Origin of the sequence: Thioalkalivibrio nitratireducens DSM 14787 (genome assembly GCF_000321415.2) — a bacterium.
GTDB lineage: Bacteria > Pseudomonadota > Gammaproteobacteria > Ectothiorhodospirales > Ectothiorhodospiraceae > Thioalkalivibrio > Thioalkalivibrio nitratireducens.
The window spans coordinates 3,525,509-3,544,194 of sequence record NC_019902.2 but is presented as its reverse complement, the minus strand read 5'-3'; the positions used below and the strand labels follow the sequence as shown (position 1 = coordinate 3,544,194).

General features: G+C 67.1%; 20 protein-coding genes. 15 read left to right on the top strand and 5 right to left on the bottom strand.

Features of this window, described 5'->3' with window-relative positions:
• Window positions 1-218: 218 nt before the first annotated feature.
• From radA to TVNIR_RS16205, 3 genes are all read right to left on the bottom strand, one after another.
• Window positions 219-1,571 (bottom strand): DNA repair protein RadA, encoded by a 1,353-nt coding sequence (radA, locus tag TVNIR_RS16215; RefSeq protein WP_015260163.1) that lies wholly within the window; start codon window positions 1,569-1,571, stop codon window positions 219-221.
• Entirely contained in the window at window positions 1,571-2,851 is a 1,281-nt protein-coding gene (locus TVNIR_RS16210) for an HlyC/CorC family transporter (protein ID WP_015260162.1), read from the bottom strand. Before TVNIR_RS16210 ends, radA begins: the two co-directional genes overlap by 1 nt.
• A gap of 167 nt (window positions 2,852-3,018) precedes the next feature.
• Window positions 3,019-3,819: a cytochrome C assembly family protein gene (locus tag TVNIR_RS16205; RefSeq protein ID WP_015260161.1), complete on the bottom strand. Its 801-nt coding sequence runs from the start codon at window positions 3,817-3,819 to the stop codon at window positions 3,019-3,021.
• A gap of 238 nt (window positions 3,820-4,057) precedes the next feature.
• Between TVNIR_RS16205 and ffh the strand changes: the two genes are divergently transcribed.
• From ffh to htpG, 10 genes are all read left to right on the top strand, one after another.
• Window positions 4,058-5,431 carry a signal recognition particle protein gene (gene ffh, locus TVNIR_RS16200; protein ID WP_015260160.1) on the top strand — a complete coding sequence of 458 codons (1,374 nt, stop codon included), beginning with the start codon at window positions 4,058-4,060 and terminating at the stop codon, window positions 5,429-5,431.
• Between the two features lie 102 nt (window positions 5,432-5,533).
• Window positions 5,534-5,794 carry a 30S ribosomal protein S16 gene (rpsP, locus tag TVNIR_RS16195; RefSeq protein ID WP_015260159.1) on the top strand — a complete coding sequence of 87 codons (261 nt, stop codon included), beginning with the start codon at window positions 5,534-5,536 and terminating at the stop codon, window positions 5,792-5,794.
• A gap of 23 nt (window positions 5,795-5,817) precedes the next feature.
• Entirely contained in the window at window positions 5,818-6,327 is a 510-nt protein-coding gene (gene rimM, locus TVNIR_RS16190) for a ribosome maturation factor RimM (protein ID WP_015260158.1), read from the top strand.
• An 8-nt stretch (window positions 6,328-6,335) separates the two neighbouring features.
• Window positions 6,336-7,103: a tRNA (guanosine(37)-N1)-methyltransferase TrmD gene (gene trmD, locus TVNIR_RS16185; protein WP_015260157.1), complete on the top strand. Its 768-nt coding sequence runs from the start codon at window positions 6,336-6,338 to the stop codon at window positions 7,101-7,103.
• Between the two features lie 9 nt (window positions 7,104-7,112).
• Window positions 7,113-7,469 (top strand): 50S ribosomal protein L19, encoded by a 357-nt coding sequence (gene rplS / locus TVNIR_RS16180; protein ID WP_015260156.1) that lies wholly within the window; start codon window positions 7,113-7,115, stop codon window positions 7,467-7,469.
• Window positions 7,470-7,481: 12 nt separating this feature from the next.
• A complete protein-coding gene (locus TVNIR_RS16175) occupies window positions 7,482-8,081 on the top strand; it encodes a methylated-DNA--[protein]-cysteine S-methyltransferase (protein WP_015260155.1) in 600 nt (199 codons plus the stop codon).
• Window positions 8,082-8,463: 382 nt separating this feature from the next.
• A complete protein-coding gene (soxA, locus tag TVNIR_RS16170) occupies window positions 8,464-9,297 on the top strand; it encodes a sulfur oxidation c-type cytochrome SoxA (RefSeq protein ID WP_015260154.1) in 834 nt (277 codons plus the stop codon).
• A 27-nt stretch (window positions 9,298-9,324) separates the two neighbouring features.
• Window positions 9,325-10,014, top strand: a complete 690-nt coding sequence (gene soxX / locus TVNIR_RS16165) for a sulfur oxidation c-type cytochrome SoxX (RefSeq protein ID WP_015260153.1) — start codon at window positions 9,325-9,327, stop codon at window positions 10,012-10,014.
• A 206-nt stretch (window positions 10,015-10,220) separates the two neighbouring features.
• A complete protein-coding gene (locus TVNIR_RS16160; RefSeq protein WP_015260152.1) occupies window positions 10,221-11,144 on the top strand; it encodes a 23S rRNA (adenine(2030)-N(6))-methyltransferase RlmJ in 924 nt (307 codons plus the stop codon).
• Complete coding sequence (gene htpG, locus TVNIR_RS16155) at window positions 11,137-13,026, top strand: molecular chaperone HtpG (RefSeq protein WP_015260151.1); 1,890 nt, start codon at window positions 11,137-11,139, stop codon at window positions 13,024-13,026. The genes TVNIR_RS16160 and htpG overlap by 8 nt, the downstream gene beginning before the upstream one ends.
• Window positions 13,027-13,253: 227 nt before the next feature.
• Here htpG and sohB read toward each other — a convergent pair whose 3' ends face one another.
• Window positions 13,254-14,249: a protease SohB gene (gene sohB / locus TVNIR_RS16150; RefSeq protein WP_015260150.1), complete on the bottom strand. Its 996-nt coding sequence runs from the start codon at window positions 14,247-14,249 to the stop codon at window positions 13,254-13,256.
• A 76-nt stretch (window positions 14,250-14,325) separates the two neighbouring features.
• On the opposite strand from sohB, the gene TVNIR_RS16145 reads away from it, so the two are divergent.
• Window positions 14,326-14,655, top strand: coding sequence for an ORF6N domain-containing protein (locus TVNIR_RS16145; protein ID WP_015260149.1), 330 nt, complete (start codon window positions 14,326-14,328; stop codon window positions 14,653-14,655).
• A 57-nt stretch (window positions 14,656-14,712) separates the two neighbouring features.
• Here TVNIR_RS16145 and TVNIR_RS16140 read toward each other — a convergent pair whose 3' ends face one another.
• Complete coding sequence (locus TVNIR_RS16140) at window positions 14,713-15,291, bottom strand: TM2 domain-containing protein (RefSeq protein ID WP_015260148.1); 579 nt, start codon at window positions 15,289-15,291, stop codon at window positions 14,713-14,715.
• 139 nt (window positions 15,292-15,430) lie between these two features.
• Between TVNIR_RS16140 and TVNIR_RS16135 the strand changes: the two genes are divergently transcribed.
• The 4 genes from TVNIR_RS16135 to TVNIR_RS16120 are packed head-to-tail and all read left to right on the top strand — an operon-like array spanning window position 15,431 to window position 18,643.
• Window positions 15,431-16,372, top strand: coding sequence for a LysR family transcriptional regulator (locus tag TVNIR_RS16135; RefSeq protein WP_015260147.1), 942 nt, complete (start codon window positions 15,431-15,433; stop codon window positions 16,370-16,372).
• Entirely contained in the window at window positions 16,369-17,115 is a 747-nt protein-coding gene (locus TVNIR_RS16130; RefSeq protein ID WP_015260146.1) for a type 1 glutamine amidotransferase, read from the top strand. Before TVNIR_RS16135 ends, TVNIR_RS16130 begins: the two co-directional genes overlap by 4 nt.
• 8 nt (window positions 17,116-17,123) lie before the next feature.
• On the top strand, window positions 17,124-17,495 hold the full coding sequence (locus TVNIR_RS16125; RefSeq protein ID WP_043740814.1) for a hypothetical protein: 372 nt from the start codon (window positions 17,124-17,126) through the stop codon (window positions 17,493-17,495).
• Entirely contained in the window at window positions 17,492-18,643 is a 1,152-nt protein-coding gene (locus TVNIR_RS16120; protein ID WP_015260144.1) for an AI-2E family transporter, read from the top strand. The genes TVNIR_RS16125 and TVNIR_RS16120 overlap by 4 nt, the downstream gene beginning before the upstream one ends.
• Window positions 18,644-18,686 lie beyond the last annotated feature (43 nt).

Sequence of the window (18,686 nt, the reverse complement as noted above, 5' to 3'; positions counted from 1 at the left end):
ACGAACGTACGAAGGTTTGCTTGGGTAGGGACATTGGCCCGGGTGCGGGTAGAGCGATGCACCCGGGGTGTCACCCTTCTGCGATCTGAGAAAAACGCGGCCGCCATGGTTGCCGATACGCGCAGAACCCAGGGTAACCCCCAACCGAATAACGCCCTTCTTCGTGCCTTCGAGCTCTTTGTGGTGAACAATCAAACTTCCCGAGGCCGATCGGAGCCTCAGACGAGGTCGAGGGCGTCGGTGAGGTGTTCGACCGGCTGGATCTCGATGCCGGGCAGGCGCCGGCGGATGCGGTTGCCGGCGGGAATGATCGCGCGCGTCATCCCATGCTTCACGGCTTCGGCCAGGCGTTCCTCGCCGTTCGGGACCGGGCGCACCTCGCCCGATAACCCGATCTCCCCGAAGCAGGCCAGGTCCATGCCCAGCGGGCGGTCGCGCAGCGACGACAGTGCCGCGACCAGCATCGGCAGGTCGGCGGCGGTTTCGGATACGCGCACCCCGCCGACGACGTTCACGAATACGTCTTGATCGAACAATGTGATGCCGCCGTGCCGTCCCAGCACCGCGAGCAGCATGATCAGCCGGTTCTGCTCCAGACCGAGCGTGACCCGCCGCGGCTGAGGGGCATGGGTCTCGGCCACCAGCGCCTGCACCTCGACCAGCAGCGGCCGGGTGCCCTCGCGGGTCACCATCACCACGCTGCCGGGTACCGGCCGGCTGTGCCGGGAAAGGAAGATTGCCGACGGGTTCGCGACCGGCGTCAGGCCATCTTCCTGCATCGCAAACACGCCGAGTTCATTGACCGCGCCGAAGCGGTTCTTTACCGCCCGCAGCATGCGGTACCGCCCGCCGGGATCGCCCTCGAAGTACAGCACCGTGTCGACCATGTGTTCGAGCACCCGCGGGCCCGCGATCTGGCCGTCCTTGGTCACGTGGCCGACCAGGATCACGGTCACTCCGCGCTGCTTCGCCAGCCGCACCAGGGCCGCGGCACTTTCGCGCACCTGCGAGACCGATCCCGGCGCCGACTGCAGCCCGGCGCTGTACAGCGTCTGGATCGAATCGATCACCAGTACCCGCGGCCGTTCACGCTCGCTGGTCGCAATCACGTTTTCCACCTGCGTCTCGGTCAGCAGGCGCAGGCCGGCTACATCCAGACCGAGCCGGTGTGCGCGCAGGCTGACCTGCTGCGCCGACTCCTCTCCGGTCACATACAGGCTCTGGTCCGGTGGCAGCAGCGCCAGCACCTGCAGCAGCAGGGTGGACTTGCCGATGCCCGGGTCGCCGCCGATCAGCACCACCGAGCCGTGGACCAGTCCGCCGCCGAGGCTGCGGTCGAGTTCCGACAGGCCGGTGGGGATGCGTGGCACTTCCCGGCTCTCGACGTCTCCGAGGCGGGTGATCCGGCCAGCCTCGCCGGCATAGCCCCCGCCGCGTGTGCTCTGCGCGGCGGCGCTCGGGGCCAACTCCTCCATGCTGTTCCAGGCCCCGCAGTCGCCGCACTGCCCGGACCACTTCGGGCTGATGCTGCCGCATTCCCGACAGACGTACCGCAACTTCGGTTTCGCCATCACGATGACTCCGGTGAGCCCGGGGGTGCCGCGGGCGGGATGCGCACGGTGCGGATGATGTTGTTCTTGATCTGCACGATGTCCATTACCACCCCGCCGATGCGTACGCTCGCCGGCGCTTCGGGGATCTCCTCGAGATGTTCGACGATCAGGCCGCTGAGGGTTTTCGGACCATCGACCGGGAGATTCAGGTCAAGCGCCCGGTTCAGCTCGCGCAGGTGGATGCCGCCGTCGACCACCACGCTGCCGTCGGGTTGGCGCAGAACGTCGCCTCCCATGGTCGGGGGATCGGTGGTGAACTCACCGACGATTTCCTCCAGCAGATCCTCGAGCGTCACCAGCCCCTCGATGTCGCCGTACTCGTCGACGACCAGACCGATGCGCCGCTTCTCTTTCTGGAAGTTGATCAGCTGCCGGTTCAGCGCCGTCCCCTCGGGTATGAAGTAGGGGGGGGTGATGACCGCGCGCAGATCTTCCGGTCCGAAGGATTCACGATACGCCAGCGGCAGCACGTCGCGCATGTGCACGAAACCGAGTACGCGATCGAGCTCCCCTTCGATCACCGGCACACGGGTGAAGCTGCCGCTCAGGATCTGGTCGAGCACGTCGGTCCAGTCTTCCTCGAGATCGAGCGCCACGATCTCGTTGCGCGGAATCATGATGTCCTCGACGGTGGTGCGCTCCAGGTCCAGCAGGTTGATCAGCATGCGCTGGTGTTTCGCAGGGATCAGCGCACCGGCCTCGACCACGACCGAGCGCAGTTCGTCGGCGGACAAGGCCGCGCGCTGGCGGGCATCCATCCGGATCCCGAACAGGCGCAGGAAGCCGTTGGCAAGGACGTTGATCACGAACACCACCGGCGAGAGCGGGCGCATCAGGCCGCTGTAGACCCAGGCGGCCGGATACGCGATGCGTTCGCTGTGCAGTGCCGCGACCGTCTTCGGCGCGGTCTCGGCGAAGATCAGCAAGGCCAGCGTGAGCAGGCCGGTGGCGATCGCCACCCCGGTGTCACCGAACATGCGCCAGCCGATGAAGGTCGCGATTTGCGTGATCAGGATGTTTACGAAGTTGTTGCCGAGCAGGATCAGGCCGATCAGGCGATCCGGGCGCTCGAGCAGGCGTGCCGCCAGCAGTGCGCCGCGGTGGCCCTGCTGGGCCTTGTGCCGCATCCGGTAGCGGTTCAGCGCCATCAGCGCCGTCTCGGAGCCGGAAAAGAACGCCGAGAGCAGGAACAGCAGGAACAGGGCGCCGAACAGCGCCCCCAGGGGAATGTCGTGCAAGCGGGTGTTCCTCGCTATGGACCGTGTCGAATCGCGATTCTGGCAGGAGCCGCGACGGGTTCAATACCCGCTCGTGCCTGCCACCCGCCGCGAGTGTCAGGCCCCCTCGGTGGCCCACCCGTGCGGGACCGCCTGCGTCAGGTGCCCTCGGAGCCCTTCCGGGGGGATCAGACCCGTTGCAGGATCACCTCGAGCACCAGCTTTGATCCGAAATAGGCGAGTACCAGGCTCACGAACCCGCCCGTCGTCCACGCCAGTGCGCGCGAGCCGCGCCAGCCGAAGCGCCAGCGGCCGAACAGCAGCACCGAGAACATGATCCACGCCAGGATCGACAGCACGCTCTTGTGCACGAGATGCTGGGCGAACAGATCTTCCAGGAACACCAGCCCGCTGGCGAGGCTGAGGCTCAGGAACACCCAGCCGACGAAGATCATCCGAAACAGCCAGAGTTCCATCGAGTACAGCGGCGGCAGGTAGCGCACGAACCCGGTGGTGTGATGTTCGTGCAGCGCACGGTGCTGTGCCGTCATCACCGCCGCCTGTACCGTCGACAGCGCGAGGAATGCCCAGCCGAGGGCGGCGAGCATGATGTGGATCTCGACGAACGGGGTCGTGGCGACGCGGGTGCCGCCGCTGCAGGTCAGCGCGCCCAACAGCGCCAATGCGGTCAGTGGAAGCACGATCACACCCATGATCGCAAGCGGGTGACGCAGCGAAGCCGTCCACAGCAGCGCGGCGACCAGCCACAGCGACGCCGACACCGCATTGCCGAGACAGAGATTCAGTCCGGCATCGGTCCAGATGAGTTGTGACAGCGCCCCGAGGTGAACCAGCAGCGCTGCGGCCCAAATGCCCAGCGGGAGGCGCGGACGGGCCGGTGCCGGTGGTTCGCGCCGGGCGGCTGCGACCAGGGATCCGGTCGTGATCAGGTACAGGAGAATGGCCAGCAGGCCGATGGCTATGCTCATGGTGCCCGATTATCCATGCTTCGGCCGGACAATGCACCGCGCCCCGCGGATCGCCACGGGCTGCCGGGGAAATCGCCCACGCGCGGGCGGTGAGTGCACATGCACCCGGCGCGTCAATCCGCGCGGATGCCGCGCCCCCGCGCCGTCCCGTATACTGGGCCCGCTGCGCCCCGGGCGCGGCCGCAGCGGCGGACAGCGAACTTCCGCGCGGCCTTATCGACAGTATTCAGGAGTCACCATGTTCGACGGACTTTCCACCCGCCTGCAGGCAACGGTCAAGCGGCTCAAGGGCCAGGCACGGCTCACCGAGGACAACATTCAGGAGGCGCTGCGCGAAGTGCGCATGGCGCTGCTGGAGGCAGACGTGGCGCTGCCGGTGGTGCGCGAGTTCATCGCCGAGGTGCGCGAGAAGGCGCTAGGGCGCGAAGTGATCGGCAGCCTGACTCCCGGGCAGGCGTTGATCAAGGTCGTGCACGACGAACTCGTGCAGGTGATGGGCGGGGAGAGTGCCGGCCTGAACCTGGCGAGTCAGCCGCCCGCAATCGTGCTGGTCGCCGGCCTGCAGGGTGCCGGCAAGACCACCAGCATTGGCAAGCTGGCGCGGCTGCTGCGCGAACGCCAGAAGAAGAAAGTGGCGGTGGTCAGCTGCGACGTGTACCGGCCGGCCGCGATCCAGCAGCTGGAGACGCTGGCCGAGCAGGTCGGCGTCAGCTTCTATCCCAGCGACGCCGGGCAGCGCCCGGAGGCGATCGCGCGGGCCGCGGTCGAACGCGCACGCCGCGAGATGAAGGACGTGCTGCTGGTCGATACTGCGGGCCGGCTGCATGTCGACGACGCGATGATGGCCGAGATCAAGTCGCTGCATGCGGCGATCGATCCGATCGAGACCCTGTTCGTCGTCGATGCGATGACCGGCCAGGATGCGGCCAATACCGCGCATGCCTTCGGCGAAGCGCTGCCACTGACCGGCGTGGTGCTGACCAAGGCCGACGGCGATGCCCGCGGCGGGGCGGCCTTGTCGGTGCGCAAGGTCACCGGCGTGCCGATCAAGTTCCTGGGCATGGGTGAACGCTCCGAGGCGCTGGAACCGTTCCATCCCGAGCGCGTGGCCTCGCGCATCCTGGGTATGGGCGACGTGCTGACGCTGGTCGAGGAGGCCACCCGGCAGGTCGATCACGACAAGGCCGAAAAGCTCGCGCGCAAGCTGAAGAAGGGGCGCGGGTTCAACCTGAACGATCTGCACGACCAGTTGGCGCAGATGCAGAAGATGGGCGGGATCGGCAGTCTGCTGGAGAAACTTCCGGGTGCGGGGAAACTGCCGGACACGGTCAAGGCCCAGGCCAACGATCGCGAGATCCGCCGGATGATGGCCGTGATCGGTTCGATGACCGAACAGGAACGGCGCCACCCGGAGGTGATCAAGGGGTCGCGCAAGCGCCGCATCGCGGCCGGTTCGGGCTGTCAGATTCAGGACGTAAACCGCCTGCTGAAACAGCACACGCAGATGAGCAAGGCGATGAAGAAGTTCTCGAAGGGCGGAGCCGCGAAGATGATGCGCACGCTCGGCGGCCGCATGGGCGGGCTGGGCGGCGGCGGATTGCCGTTTCGCTGAGCGGCGCTGGCCCGTGGCCGGTGCGGCTTGTTTCGTGAGCGACTTCCGCTATAATTCCCCGTTCCCTCGAGAAACCCGGATTCACTGAGGTCCAGAATACGCATGGTTACCATTCGTCTGTCCCGTCGCGGCGCCAAGCGCGCGCCGTTCTACCAGATCGTCGTCACCGACTCCCGCGCCCGCCGCGACAGCGGGTACATCGAGCGCATCGGTTTCTTCAACCCCGTGGCCCGGGGGCAGGAGACACCCCTGCAGATTGATCTGGAGCGTGTCGACCACTGGCTGGCCCGGGGCGCGGCCACTTCGGATCGCGTGGCTCAGCTGGTCAAACAGCATCGCAAGCAGGTGGCCGCCGCCGCCTGATGCCGTCGCAGGCGCCTGCAGCGGTGAGCGCCGAACCGGAACGGCTGATCGTCGGACGCGTGTCCGGAGTGTACGGGGTCAAGGGCTTCGTGCGGGTCTTTTCGGAGACCGAGCCGCGCGCGGCCATTGCCGAATTCCCCCGGCTGTGGATGCAGCGCGGTGCGGATTGGGAGTTGCTGGAGGTCGAGGCGGGTCGGGGGCACGGGCGCGGTGTGGTCCTGAAGTTCCGGGACACGGCGGACCGCGACGCGGCCTGTGCCTTGGTGGGCTCAACGCTCGCGGTAGAGCGCGAATGGCTCCCGCCGCTCGAAGACGGAGCCTTCTACTGGGCCGACCTGCAGGGCCTGCGGGTGGAAACGAAAGAGGGCGTGGATCTCGGGCGCATATCGGGTTTCATCGAGACCGGTGCAAACGACGTGATGGTGGTGCAGGGCGACCGGGAACGCCTGGTGCCCTGGGTGCGCGGGCGCTACGTGCTTGACGTGGATCCGGCGGCCGGCCTGGTAAGGGTCGACTGGGATCCCGAGTTCTGAGCGGCACGATGCGCTTCGATGTCATCACGCTGTTCCCTGAACTGGTCCGGCCGGTGGCGGAGTACGGTGTGACCGGGCGCGCTGGCGAGCAGGGGCTGTTCGAGCTGCACACCTGGAACCCCCGGCGCTGGGGGACGGGCGTGCATCAGGCGGTGGACGACCGTCCTTACGGCGGCGGCCCGGGGATGGTGATGCAGTACGCACCGCTGGCGGCAGCGCTGGCGGCGGTGCGCGAGGCGGACCCGAGGCTGGTCCGTGTGATCGCGCTGACCCCGCAGGGCCGGCCGCTGGAACAGGCCATGCTGCGGCGGCTGGTGCAGTGTCCGCGCGTGGCGCTGCTGTGCGGGCGCTATGAGGGGATCGACGAGCGCTTGCTGGAGGCGGAAGTGGACGAGGAATGGTCGCTCGGCGACTACGTGCTCTCGGGCGGCGAGTTGGCGGCGATGGTGGTGATCGACGGCTGCGCGCGGCTGCTGCCCGGAGCGCTCGGCCACGCGGATTCGGCGGATCAGGACTCCTTCACCGGGGGGTTGCTGGACTGCCCGCATTACACGCGCCCCGAGGTGATCGACGGGCGCACGGTGCCGGCCGAACTGCTGACCGGTCACCACGCCCGGATCGAGCACTGGCGTCGGCGCGAGGCGCTGGGCCGTACCTGGGAACGCAGGCCCGACCTGCTGGCCCGATGCTTGCCGGGGGCCGAGGATGCGGCCCTGCTGGATGAATACCGTGGCCTCCGGAGGCGTTCCGGCGGGCGCAGAGATACCGATGATTGAGGTCCGACGATGAAGAGCATGATTCAGCAACTCGAAGCCGAGCAGATGAAGACCGAGGTGCCGGACTTCGGTCCCGGCGACACCGTGGTGGTGCAGGTCAAGGTGAAGGAAGGGGAGCGCGAGCGCCTCCAGGCTTTCGAGGGCGTGGTGATCGCCAAGCGCAACCGCGGCCTGAACTCCGCGTTCACCGTGCGCAAGATGTCCTACGGTACCGGCGTGGAGCGCGCGTTCCAGACGCACAGCCCGCTGGTCGCCGAGATCAAGGTCAAGCGGCGCGGCAAGGTGCGGCGCGCCAAGCTGTACTACCTGCGTGACCGGACCGGCAAGGCCGCGCGCATCAAGGAAGACATCAAAGCCGCACGCTGAGTCCCGTCGCAGGTGTCCGGGATTCCTTCGTCCGCGTCGGGTGACGTCGATCTCCGGCGCTGCTTCCTGCCCCGGGCGGCGCTGGAGTTCATGTTCGCGTCGTCCGCGAGCCATGGCCTGCTGACGGCGGACTGGGTCGCGCGGACCTCCGATCCGGACGGGTCCGATGCCGCGCACCTCCCTCCCGGATTCCGCGGGGCTCTCGAGCGGGCGCGCCGCTGGCCGGTTCCGGCGGCGCCGGTCGTGCCGCCGTTCGATCCTGCCGATTACCTGCGCGATCCAGTCCATTGGCGGGCCCCGGCCGGTCTGCCTCCGGGTACGCCGCATGCCCGGAAGGTCTGGCAGGCGCTGTGCCGGATCCCGGTGGGCGAGGTCCGCACCTACGGCGAGATCGCGCACGAGATCGGATCGTCCCCGCGGGCAGTCGGCCAGGCCTGCCGCATCAATCCGTGGCCGGTGTTTATCCCCTGCCATCGCGTGGTTCCGGCGACCGGATGGCGCAGCGGGGCCGGTGCCTACGCCGGGCAGCGCGAGGGAGCCTTCGCCGACATCAAGGGTTGGCTGCTGAAGCACGAGCAGGCCGATCTCGGATCCGCCGTTTCCGGGCGCTGACCCGCGCCCTGCGGGCGTTTTGTCCGCTTACCTTCCCGCCATTCCCGCCCGGCCAGATACGGGCCGTACCCCAAGGCGATGCGCGCCGGCGCGGCCTGCAAATGTGCCGCGCACGCCCCGTCGGACCTTCCCTTCACCGGACTCGCCATCGGGGCGTGTGTATTCCCGAACCGGGAGACTCCCGGGAATAATCCAGCGCCGCGTTGCGTCTGTCCCCCGATGTGGTCTTGAACCTGCCCAGGAAATCATCACGTTAGCAGTCGCTAATGTGATGACTTTTGTTGACAGGGGGTTCCGCACATTAGCACGATGACGATGCGTTCGAGCCGCTCGGGCCCGAACTGCCGAAAAAAACGATGTCAACCTTGTGATGGAGGTTTCCATGTTCAAGAAGGCCTTGCTCGCGCTACCCGTGGCACTGGCTCTGGGGGCTACGGCCCATGCCCAGGCACCGGAGGACGTCCTTCAGGCGCTGATCGACAAACTCCCCTCCGACTATCTCACCCAGAGTGAGATGAACATCATGATGATGCCCGACAACCCGGCGCTGTGGGTTGGCATGGACGGTGAGGATCTGTTCCATACGCCGCGCGGGCCGAACAATGTCTCGATGGAAGCCTGCGATTTCGGCAAGGGTCCCGGCGTGCTGGAAGGTGCCTACGTCGAGCTGCCGCGTTACTTCGAGGACACCGGCAAGGTGATGGACCTCGAGACCCGGATCGTGCATTGCATGACCGAGGTGCAGGGATTCGCTGCGGATGACCCGGCGGTGACCACGCGGCATGGCTCGGGCTCGGATCACATGCAGATCCAGACCTACATCGCGATGCAGTCCAACGGCATGGAGTGGAACAACCCGCTCGATCATCCGCTGGAGAAGGCGATGCGTGACGCCGGCGAGGTGCTGTTCGCCCGCCGTGCCGGCATGTCCGATTTCAACTGCTACGCGTGTCACGGTCAGACCGGCAAGCAGGTGCGCGCCTCGCGGCTGCCCGATGCGAGTGTCGGCGAGGAATGGACCAAGGCGATCTCCTGGCCCGCCTTCCGGGTCGGTCATGACCACGTTCGCAGCAGCCAACACCGTGTCCGGGGCTGCTACTTCCAGATGCGTCAGGCCGGCATGCTCGCGGGTTCCGACGCCTCGATCGCGCTGATCTCGTATTGGACCGACGTGGGCCGCGGCCAACCTGCCATCCTGCCCGACATGAAGCGCTGATCCCGGACGCACAAGGAGACTCGAGATATGTTCAAGAAGACCTCTCTGGCGGCCGGTGTTGCCGCTTTCGCAACCCTGTTCGTCGCTGGTGGCCCTGCGGTGGCCGATGCCGACCAGGTCGACTACACCGCGATGACGCCGCACGAACTCGCCGAGTACCTGATCTTCGAGGCGAATGACGGTGGCGGCTTCAATCTGAGCCAGGAAATGCAGGAGGGCGGCACTGCGCGTGACCGCATGCAGCAGGACGAATTGCAGGAGGCCTGCTCGATCATCGGCGACGGCAAGCCGGATGCCGATACGATGAACGCCATTCGCGCCGCGGCCGCAGAGTCGATCGTGTATCCGGAAGGCGGCATCCAGCTCGGTGACTGGGAGCGGGGCCGTGAGCTGGCCTGGTCCGGTTTCGGTTATCGCGTCGGTCACAATTATGACGACCACACCACCCGCGAAGTCGGTGGTACCTGTTACAACTGCCACCAGTTCGCCATGGACCGCACCGGCGGTACCGTGGGTCCGGGCCTGACGGGTTACGGCAAGACTCGCGGCAGCGGCGAGGCGATCCTGAAGTACGCGTACGACATGATCTACAACCCCCACGTCTACTTCCCCTGCACCCACATGCCGCGCTTCGGTGCGAGCGGGTTCCTGGACGAGCAGGCGATCGCCGACATCATGGCGTACATGTTCGATCCGGAGTCCCCGGTCAACGAGTGAGATCGGTTCAGGCAGTAGCCGGTCCCACGGGGCCGTGACGAGGCCGCCGGTGGCAACACCGGCGGCCTTCCTGTTTCCGCCCCCTCCCCAACCCCTCCCCCGTGCCGGGGGAGGGGCTTTTTTTCTCTCGCCCGCCTGCGCAAGAGGGGCTCCTCGCTGGTGCCAGTGGTCTGCGCGCGGGATTGCGGGTATCGTGCTGCGCCAGCATGCTCAGCTACCAGCACCAATACCATGCCGGCAACTCCGCCGACGTGCACAAGCACCTGCTGCTCTGGTTGGTGCTGGATGCGCTGCTGTCCCGGCCGAAGCCCTTCGTCGTGCTGGATCTGTATGCCGGTTCCGGCGAGTACCCGTTGACCACAGGGGCCGCCGCGCGCAGCGGCGAATGGCGCGCGGGGATCGGTCGTCTGTGGGACCTGACGGGCGGTCCGGCACCGCTGCAGGCGTTTCTGGCGGCGCTGCGCGGCCTGCAGCCCCGCCCTGGAGAGCTGACCCGGTATCCCGGTTCGCCGCAGATCGCCCGCCTGCGCCTGCGCGCACAGGACCGGCTGATCGCCTGCGAGCTGCATCCCGCGGCGCACGCTGCACTGCGAGCCGGCCTGCGCGTGGACCGGCGCTGCCACGTGCACCGCCGCGACGCGCGCGAAGCCGCGCGAGCCCTCTTTCCGCCCGAGCCGCGCAGGGGCATGGCGCTGCTCGACCCGGCCTACGAAAGGCCGGCCGAGTACACCGAGGTTCCGCAGTTGACCGCGGAGATCCGCCGCCGGTGGAACACCGGGATCCTGCTGGTTTGGTACCCGGTGCTCGAGGACGGCCGTCACCCGCGGCTGAGGGAGGCACTTCGGGCCGGGCATGCCGGCGAGCGCATCGTGTTCAGCGAACTGCGGCTGACCGATCCACCGCGCGGTCCGGGCCTGCAGGGTTCCGGCATCGCGGTGATCGGTGCGCCCTGGCAGCTCGACCTGCAGGCGCGCCAGGTGCTGTTCCCGGCTTGGCGCCGCCTGGACCCCGAGGGCCGCGGTGGCTTGTTTCAGGCCCTCGCGCTTGAAAACTCCCGCGGCCGTCCCCACCTCGTACGGGTCCAAAACCCCGATCCACCCGATCCTGAGGATGTGAAGGATTATGACTGAGACCCAACGCGAAGAACGCCGCTTCGAGACCGAGGTCAGCCAACTGCTGCACCTGATGATCCACGCGCTGTACTCGAATCGCGAGATCTTCCTGCGCGAGCTGATTTCCAACGCGGCCGATGCCTGCGACAAGCTGCGCTTCGAGGCGCTGGCCCACCCCGATACGATCAGCCAGCCGGCCGAGCTGCATATCGACGTGCATTTCGACAAGGACCGGCGCGAGATTCACGTGATCGACAACGGCATCGGGATGTCCCGCGACGAGGTGGTCGCGAACATCGGCACTATTGCGCGCTCGGGCACCAAGGAGTTCCTCAGCAGCCTGACCGGTGATCAGCAGAAGGACGCGCTGCTGATCGGCCAGTTCGGCGTCGGTTTCTATTCTTCGTTCACGGTGGCCGACCGGGTCACGGTCGAGACCCGCCGTGCCGATGCCCCCGAAGGCGGCGCGGTGCGCTGGCAGTCGGACGGCGCGGGCAGCTACACGCTCGAGAGCTGCACCCGCGCCGAGCCCGGCACCGAGGTGATCCTACACCTGAAGAAAGATGCGGACGAGTTCCTCGAGGCGTACCGCCTGCGCCATATCATCACCCGCTACTCCGACCACGTGGCCTTCCCGATCCGGATGCCGAAGGTCGACGACGACGGCAAACCCACCGACGAGTGGGAGACCGTGAACCGTGCCAGCGCGCTGTGGACGCGCGCGAAGAGTGAAATCACCGACGACGAGTACCGCGAGTTCTACAAGCACGTGGCGCACGACTTCGAGGATCCTGCGGCCTGGGTGCACAGTCACGTCGAAGGCAAGCAGCAGTACACCACGCTGTTTTACATCCCGAAACGCGCGCCGTTCGACCTTTGGGACCGCGACCGCCGTCACGGCGTGAAGCTGTACGTGAAGCGCGTGTTCATCATGGACGACGCGGAGAAAATGTTGCCGACCTACCTGCGTTTCGTGCGCGGCGTGGTCGACTCCTCCGATCTGCCGCTGAACGTCTCGCGCGAGATCCTGCAGAACAACCGGCTGGTCGACGGGATCCGCTCGGGTTCGGTGAAGAAGATCCTGGGCCTGCTCGAGTCGATCGCCGAGAACGAACCCGAGAAATACGCGGAGATCTGGACGAACTTCGGCCGCGTGTTGAAGGAAGGTCCGGGCGAGGACTACGCGAACCGCGAGCAGATCGCGAAATTGCTGCGTTTCGCGAGCACCCACAACGACGACGACACCCAGAACGTGTCGCTGGCCGAGTACAAGTCGCGGATGAAGGAGGGCCAGAAGGCGATCTACGTGGTGACTGCCGACAGCCCCGCGGGCGCGCGCAACAGCCCGCATCTCGAGATCTTCCGCAAGCACGGCATCGAGGTGCTGCTGCTCTCCGACCGGGTCGACGAGTGGCTGCTGTCGCACCTGGACAGCTTCGACGGCACGCCGATCAAGTCCGTGTCCAAGGGGGATCTGGATCTCGACGACGTGATCGGCGACCAGGACGCGAAGACCGAAGACGACGCGTCGGCCGCCGACGATCTCGGCGATCTGCCCGAACGGATCGCGAAGGCTCTGGGCGACCGGGTCGAGAGCGTGCGTGCGTCGAAGCGGCTGGTGGAGTCGCCCGCCTGCATCGTGCTCGGCGAGCACGAGATGGCGCTGTACCTGCAGGAACTGCTGAAGCAGGCCGGCCAGCCGACGTTCGGCAGCAAGCCGGTGCTCGAGGTCAACCCGTCGCATCCGCTGGTGGAACGCCTGAAGGCGGCCGAGGCGGCCGACTTCGACGATCTGGCGACGCTGCTGTTCGAGCAGGCTCTGCTGACCGAGGGCGGGCAGCTCGAGGATCCGGCCGGCTTCGTCGCGCGCCTGAATCGTCAGTTGCTGAAGAGCGGCTGAGGTCCCACCGGGGGACGCGGAGCCTCCGCCCGGCCCCCGGGGTATTGGGCCTCGTCGGCGTGACCGCAGGGCCCGTTGGGGCGGCGCATATTGCCCTTGCTGGCGCGGCACAACCTGCGGGTTTGTGAGCCCGGGTGCCGGGGCGGCATGACCGGCGGGTTGGCGTTCGACGCCGGCAGGTGATGCCGTCGGGCGCAACATCGCCCGTGGCTGCGCCAGCGGCCGGACTACCCGCGGAGCAGCCGTTCCAGGCCCTGTTCCACGGCCAGGCCGATGCGCCGGCCGAGCGACTGACGGCGGCTGAAACGGACCTCGTAGAGCTCGTGTTCGCGGGCCAGGGCCAGCAGGAGGTCGTCGCTGGTACGCAACTCGTCGACCAGCCCGCGTTCCAGCGCCTGTTCTCCGTACCAGTGCTCGCCGGTGGCCAGCGTCTCGAGTTCCAGTTGCGGGCGATAGCGCTGCAGGTAGGCCTTGAACAGCCCGTGGGTCTCCTCGAGTTCCTGCTGGAACTTGGCACGCCCCTCGGGCGTGTTCTTGCCGAGCACGGTCAGGGTGCGCTTGTACTGTCCGGCGGTCAGCAGTTCGATGTCGACGTCGTGGCGCTTCAGCAGCCGGTGGATGTTCGGGATCTGGGCGACGACGCCGATCGAGCCGACGACCGCGAACGGTGCGGCCACGATGCGATGGGCCACCGCGGCCATCAGGTAGCCGCCACTGGCCGCGACCCGGTCCACCGCGACCGTGAGTTCCAGCCCGGCCTCGCGCAGCCGGGCGAGCTGGGCGGCTGCAAGCCCGTACGACGGTACCAGCCCGCCGGCGCTTTCCAGGCACAGCACGGCCCGGTCGGTGCCGGGGCGGGCCAGTGTCAGCACCGCCGAGACCTCTTCCCGGAGATTGTCGGTGCGGGTGGCGCGAAGGTCGCCCTGAAACCGGAGCACGTAAACCCGGGTCTGCTTCTGCGCACCGGAGCGTGCCGCCTGTTTCCGATCGCGCCGATACTGCCGCAGGTGTTCGCGGAGCGCACGCCGGCCGAGAACCTTGCGCTGGAGGATCCGCTCCATCTCGCGGTAGCGCTGGTTCAGGTGCCGTACCGTGAGCTGCTCCTCGTCACGCAGCCGCCCGCGGGTCGTGCCGGCGATCACGGCCCCGAAAAGCCCCAGCGTCAGCGCCAGGATAGTCAGCCCCTTCAACAGAAACAGGCCGTATTCTTGCAGGAACTCCATGCATCCTCGCTTGGTTCGTGGGCCGTGCCGCCGTTGGCGCTACCCTGATACGCGCGCCTCTGCGATAGTACGACGCATGAGCGACCGCGCGCACGATCAGCAGACCCGCTTCGGGTTGCCCGACCGTACGGGTACCGCCCCGGTTCCGGTCCGCTTCCGCGGACGGGACACGCTGAGCCTGCGCCAGATCGACGAGTTCAACCGCGTCCCCAAGGGTACTGCGTTCCGGCGCTTCAAGGCCTGCAGGCCACGGATGCAGGAGGGACATGACTACTTCCGCCTGGATGCTGCGGAACACGCCGGTTGGATCGCGGACCTGCGTGCGCGGGGGCTGGTCTACCCGACGAGCATCCACGTGGTGCTGGTAACCGAGTCGGGATACCGCTGCCTGATCGGCCGCGGCTGACGGCCCGGAAGGCCCGCGCCGCGCCCTGGGGTACGACAGGCGCGGCCCCCGCAGTGTTCAGCGGCTCTTGTGACCACGCCGGCGGGACAGTTCCCGCAGCATCGCCTCCTGCTCGCTGAACGACGGCGCACGCCTGCGTGCTTCTGCGGATCCGGCGTCGGTTGCGTCCGTGTCCGACCCATGCCCCGCGCGTTCGCGTTCTTTCAGGGCCTGGTACTCGGCGAGATCTTCTTCCAACCGCTTCGCTTCGTCGCTGCCCGCGTACCGGCCCCGGTAGTTCCGCGGGGGCGCGTGGCCCTTGCGCAGGAACAGGCGCATGCGCAGCTCCTTGTTAAAGGCGGTCACGCGGCGCTCGATCCAGTACAGGTCGTAGGCGGCCCACCCGAGCAGGGCCAGCAGCGGCAGCAGCCACCACTGGCCCGGCAGTAGCAGCGCGGTCAGCAGCGTAAGTGCGGTGAACAGCGGAAACAGCAGTGCCGAACGCGGTACCCCGAGATAGAAGCGGTGCAAGCCCAGCGGGAACAGCAGCCAGGCGGCGTAGGCCTTCCGGCGCGAGCGCAGCATTGCGGCGAGCAGCGCATTGACCGCCTGAAGGCCGCCGCCCTTCAGGTCCAGTTCCCGCCACGCCTTGCCCATGATCCCGTGCCCGCTTCACCATATGTCCGATTCTGGCCAGTCTACCCCGGGCCGCGTTTGTCGCAGGGAATGTCCGTCTGCTATTGCGCCATTGCCGGTCTTGCTAGCATGCGCGGGAACATCCGGGGGAACGACGCCCATGTCGGATCGGCGCTTGCAGGTCTTTTTCACCGTGGCCCGGCTGCTCTCGTTCACGCGGGCGGCCGAGGTGCTGCACATGACCCAGCCCGCGGTGACCTTCCAGGTGCGGCAGCTCGAGGAGCAGCTCGATTCGCGCCTGTTCGACCGCACCCACAACCGGGTCACGCTCACCGACACGGGCCGCCTGGTCTTCCGCTATGCGGAACGCATCTTCGAGACCTACGCAGAGATGGACGCAGCGTTGCGCGAGCTGAAGGGCGCGGTGGGCGGGGCGCTGGTCCTGGGTGCCAGCACCACGGTCGCCGAGTACCTGTTGCCGACGCTGCTGGGGGCTTTCCTGCGCAGCCATCCCGAGGTCGGTATCAGCCTTCGGGTTGGCAACACCGAGGCGGTGGTCGCGATGGTCGAGGAGAGCGAGATTGATCTCGGCGTCGTCGAGGCACCGGTCAGCAACCGCAACCTGATCGTGCAGCCCTGCCTGATCGATCGGCTGCGCCTGATCGTGCCGCCGGATCACCGCCTGGCAGCGCGCCGCAAGGTCACGCTGGAGGATTTCGTGGACGAACCGTTCGTCTGCCGGGAAGAGGGATCGGGTACCCGCGAGGTGATCATGGAATACCTCACGCGGCAGGGTTGCAGCCGCGCCCGTCTGAACCTGTGCATGGAACTGGGCAGCCCGGAAGCGATCAAGGGTGCGGTGGCCGCCGGAATGGGGATCTCGATGCTCTCCGAGTCGGTGATTGCGAAGGAAGTGGTCCTCGGGCAGCTGGTCGCGATTCCCCTGGAGCCCACGCTCGAACGCCCGATCTCGCTGGTGCATGCACGGCAGAAGTTCCGGGTGCCGACGCTGGAAGTGTTGCTGCGCTTCATCCGCGAATACTGCACCCACGGCGACGAGCCCGACCGCATCCCGGCCCCGTCGCCGGAGGAGGGTCTATGAAGAACTATTGCGTGGTTCAGCACACCTATTCGGAATTTCTGGGCCTGATAGAATCGCATCTGGAGAAGCGTGATATCGGCTTTTCCTATTACCGGCCGTTCGTAGGGCAGGGCCTGCCGGGATCTGCAGCGCAGTTCGACGGGCTCTGGCTGCTCGGCGGTGCTTGGCCGGTGACGGACCTGGAGCACAATCCCCAGGTCCCCGACGAACTGGCGCTGATCGATGTTTTCCGGCGTTCGCGCCGTCCGGTGATCGGGCTGGGGATGGGCGGGCTGCTGGTTGCATTGCAGGCGGGTGGCACCGCGCACGCCGAGCCACCGTGCCGGGCCGAGTTCGTGACCGTGCGCAGGACCGACGCGGGTGCCGGCGACGCCCTGGCCGAGGCGCTGGATGGGAAGCACGTGCCGGTGCTGGTGCACGGCCGGGTGGATCTGCCGGAGGGGCTGGAACCGATTCTGGTCGACGACACCGGCCGCTGGCTGGCGGTCCGGCCGGACGCGCTGACCTACGGCCTGCTGTTTCGCCCGGAAATGAAACCGGGCATGCTGGAAGATATCATCATGGAGGCTGGCCACAATCCGCCGCCGAATATCGGCGAACTGCTGACCGAGGCGCGGTTGGAATGGCGCGGAATGCAGGACGCGACCAGCCGCGTCGTCGTTGCGCTGGTCACCGAACTCGAGCTGATGCAGGAGCGTCGCAAGATGCCGGTATTCAGCCTGAAACTGGAGACGGATGCGTGATCGCACCGATGAACATGAAGCGGGGGAAGAAGGCCGCCGGTATCGGCGAACGCCTGTCCGAGATCGCCGGGAGGCTACCCGAGGAGCAGCAGCAGACCCTGCTGGAATTCGCGGAATTCCTGCTTGCCCGGGCTCCGGAGGCCGAGGCTGCTCCGTTGCCCGAGCCCAAGGCGATTCCGCGGCCGGAGGAGGAATCGGTGATCAAGGCGATGCGCCGGCTGTCCGAGACCTATTTCATGCTCGACCGCGGGCCGCTGCTGAACGATACCTCCGCTCTGATGGCCCAGCACGTGATGCAGGGCAAACCGGCCGCCGATGTCATCGATGAACTCGAGGTCGTGTTCGCAGCCCACTACGAGCGGGTGCGATCCTCCTCATGATCGAGGTGCTTCGTCGCTGGTACGAGCGGCATTTCACCGATCCGCAGGTGGTGATTCTCGCATTGCTGCTGCTGGCCGGCTTCCTGCTGGTGATCTTCGCCGGCCGCATCCTGGCGCCACTGCTGGCCAGCCTGGTGATCGCGTATCTGCTCGAGGGCGCGGTCGCGAAGCTGACGCGGCTCCGGGTTCCGCGGCTGCTCTCGGTGATCCTGGTGATGGCCGCGTTCTTCGCGCTGGTCACGGCGGCGCTGTTCGGCCTGGTGCCGCTGATGTCGCAGCAGGTCACACAGCTGGTGCGCGAACTGCCGGTGATGATCTCCCAGGGACAGGCGTTGCTGCTGCAGTTACCCGAGCGCTACCCGCAGATCGTTTCCGAGGAGCAGGTTTTCGAGATCATGGGCGCGATCCGGGCCGAGGCCACCCAGTTCGGGCAGCAGGTGGTCAAGTTCTCGCTGGCCTCTGCGCAGCACCTGGTCACGGTGGTGATCTACCTGATCGTGGTGCCGCTGATGGTCTTCTTCATGCTGAAAGACCGGGACGCGATCCTGAACTGGTTCATGGGGTTCATGCCGCGCGACCGGCGTCTGGCCGGCCAGGTCTGGAACGAGGTGAACGTGAAGATCGCCAGCTACGTGCGCGGCAAGTTCATCGAAATCCTGCTGGTCTGGGCAGTCAGCTTCATCACCTTCCACTGGTTCGGGCTGCAGTACGCGGTGCTGCTGTCGTTCATGGTCGGGATTTCGGTGATCATCCCCTATATCGGGGCCGCGGTGGTCACCATCCCGGTGGCACTGGTGGCCTACTTCCAGTTCGGCCTGTCGAGCGAGTTCGCCTGGGTGCTGATCGCCTATGGGGTGATCCAGTTCCTGGATGGCAATGTGCTGGTACCCCTGCTGTTCTCCGAGGTCGTGAACCTGCACCCGGTCGCGATCATAGCGGCGGTGTTCATCTTCGGCGGCATCTGGGGCCTGTGGGGCGTGTTCTTCGCGATCCCGCTGGCCACGCTGGTGCACGCGGTGCTGAAGTCCTGGCCGCGCCACGAGGGGGCCAGGCAGGACGACAGCGGGGATTCGGGTGAACCGGAGCCGCCGGATGTACCCGATTCCGGGGAACGGCCCGGGTCCGCGCCCGGTCACAGGATGGCGTGATCAGTCCGCCACCGCGGGATTCTTCCACACGCCCGCGGCGATG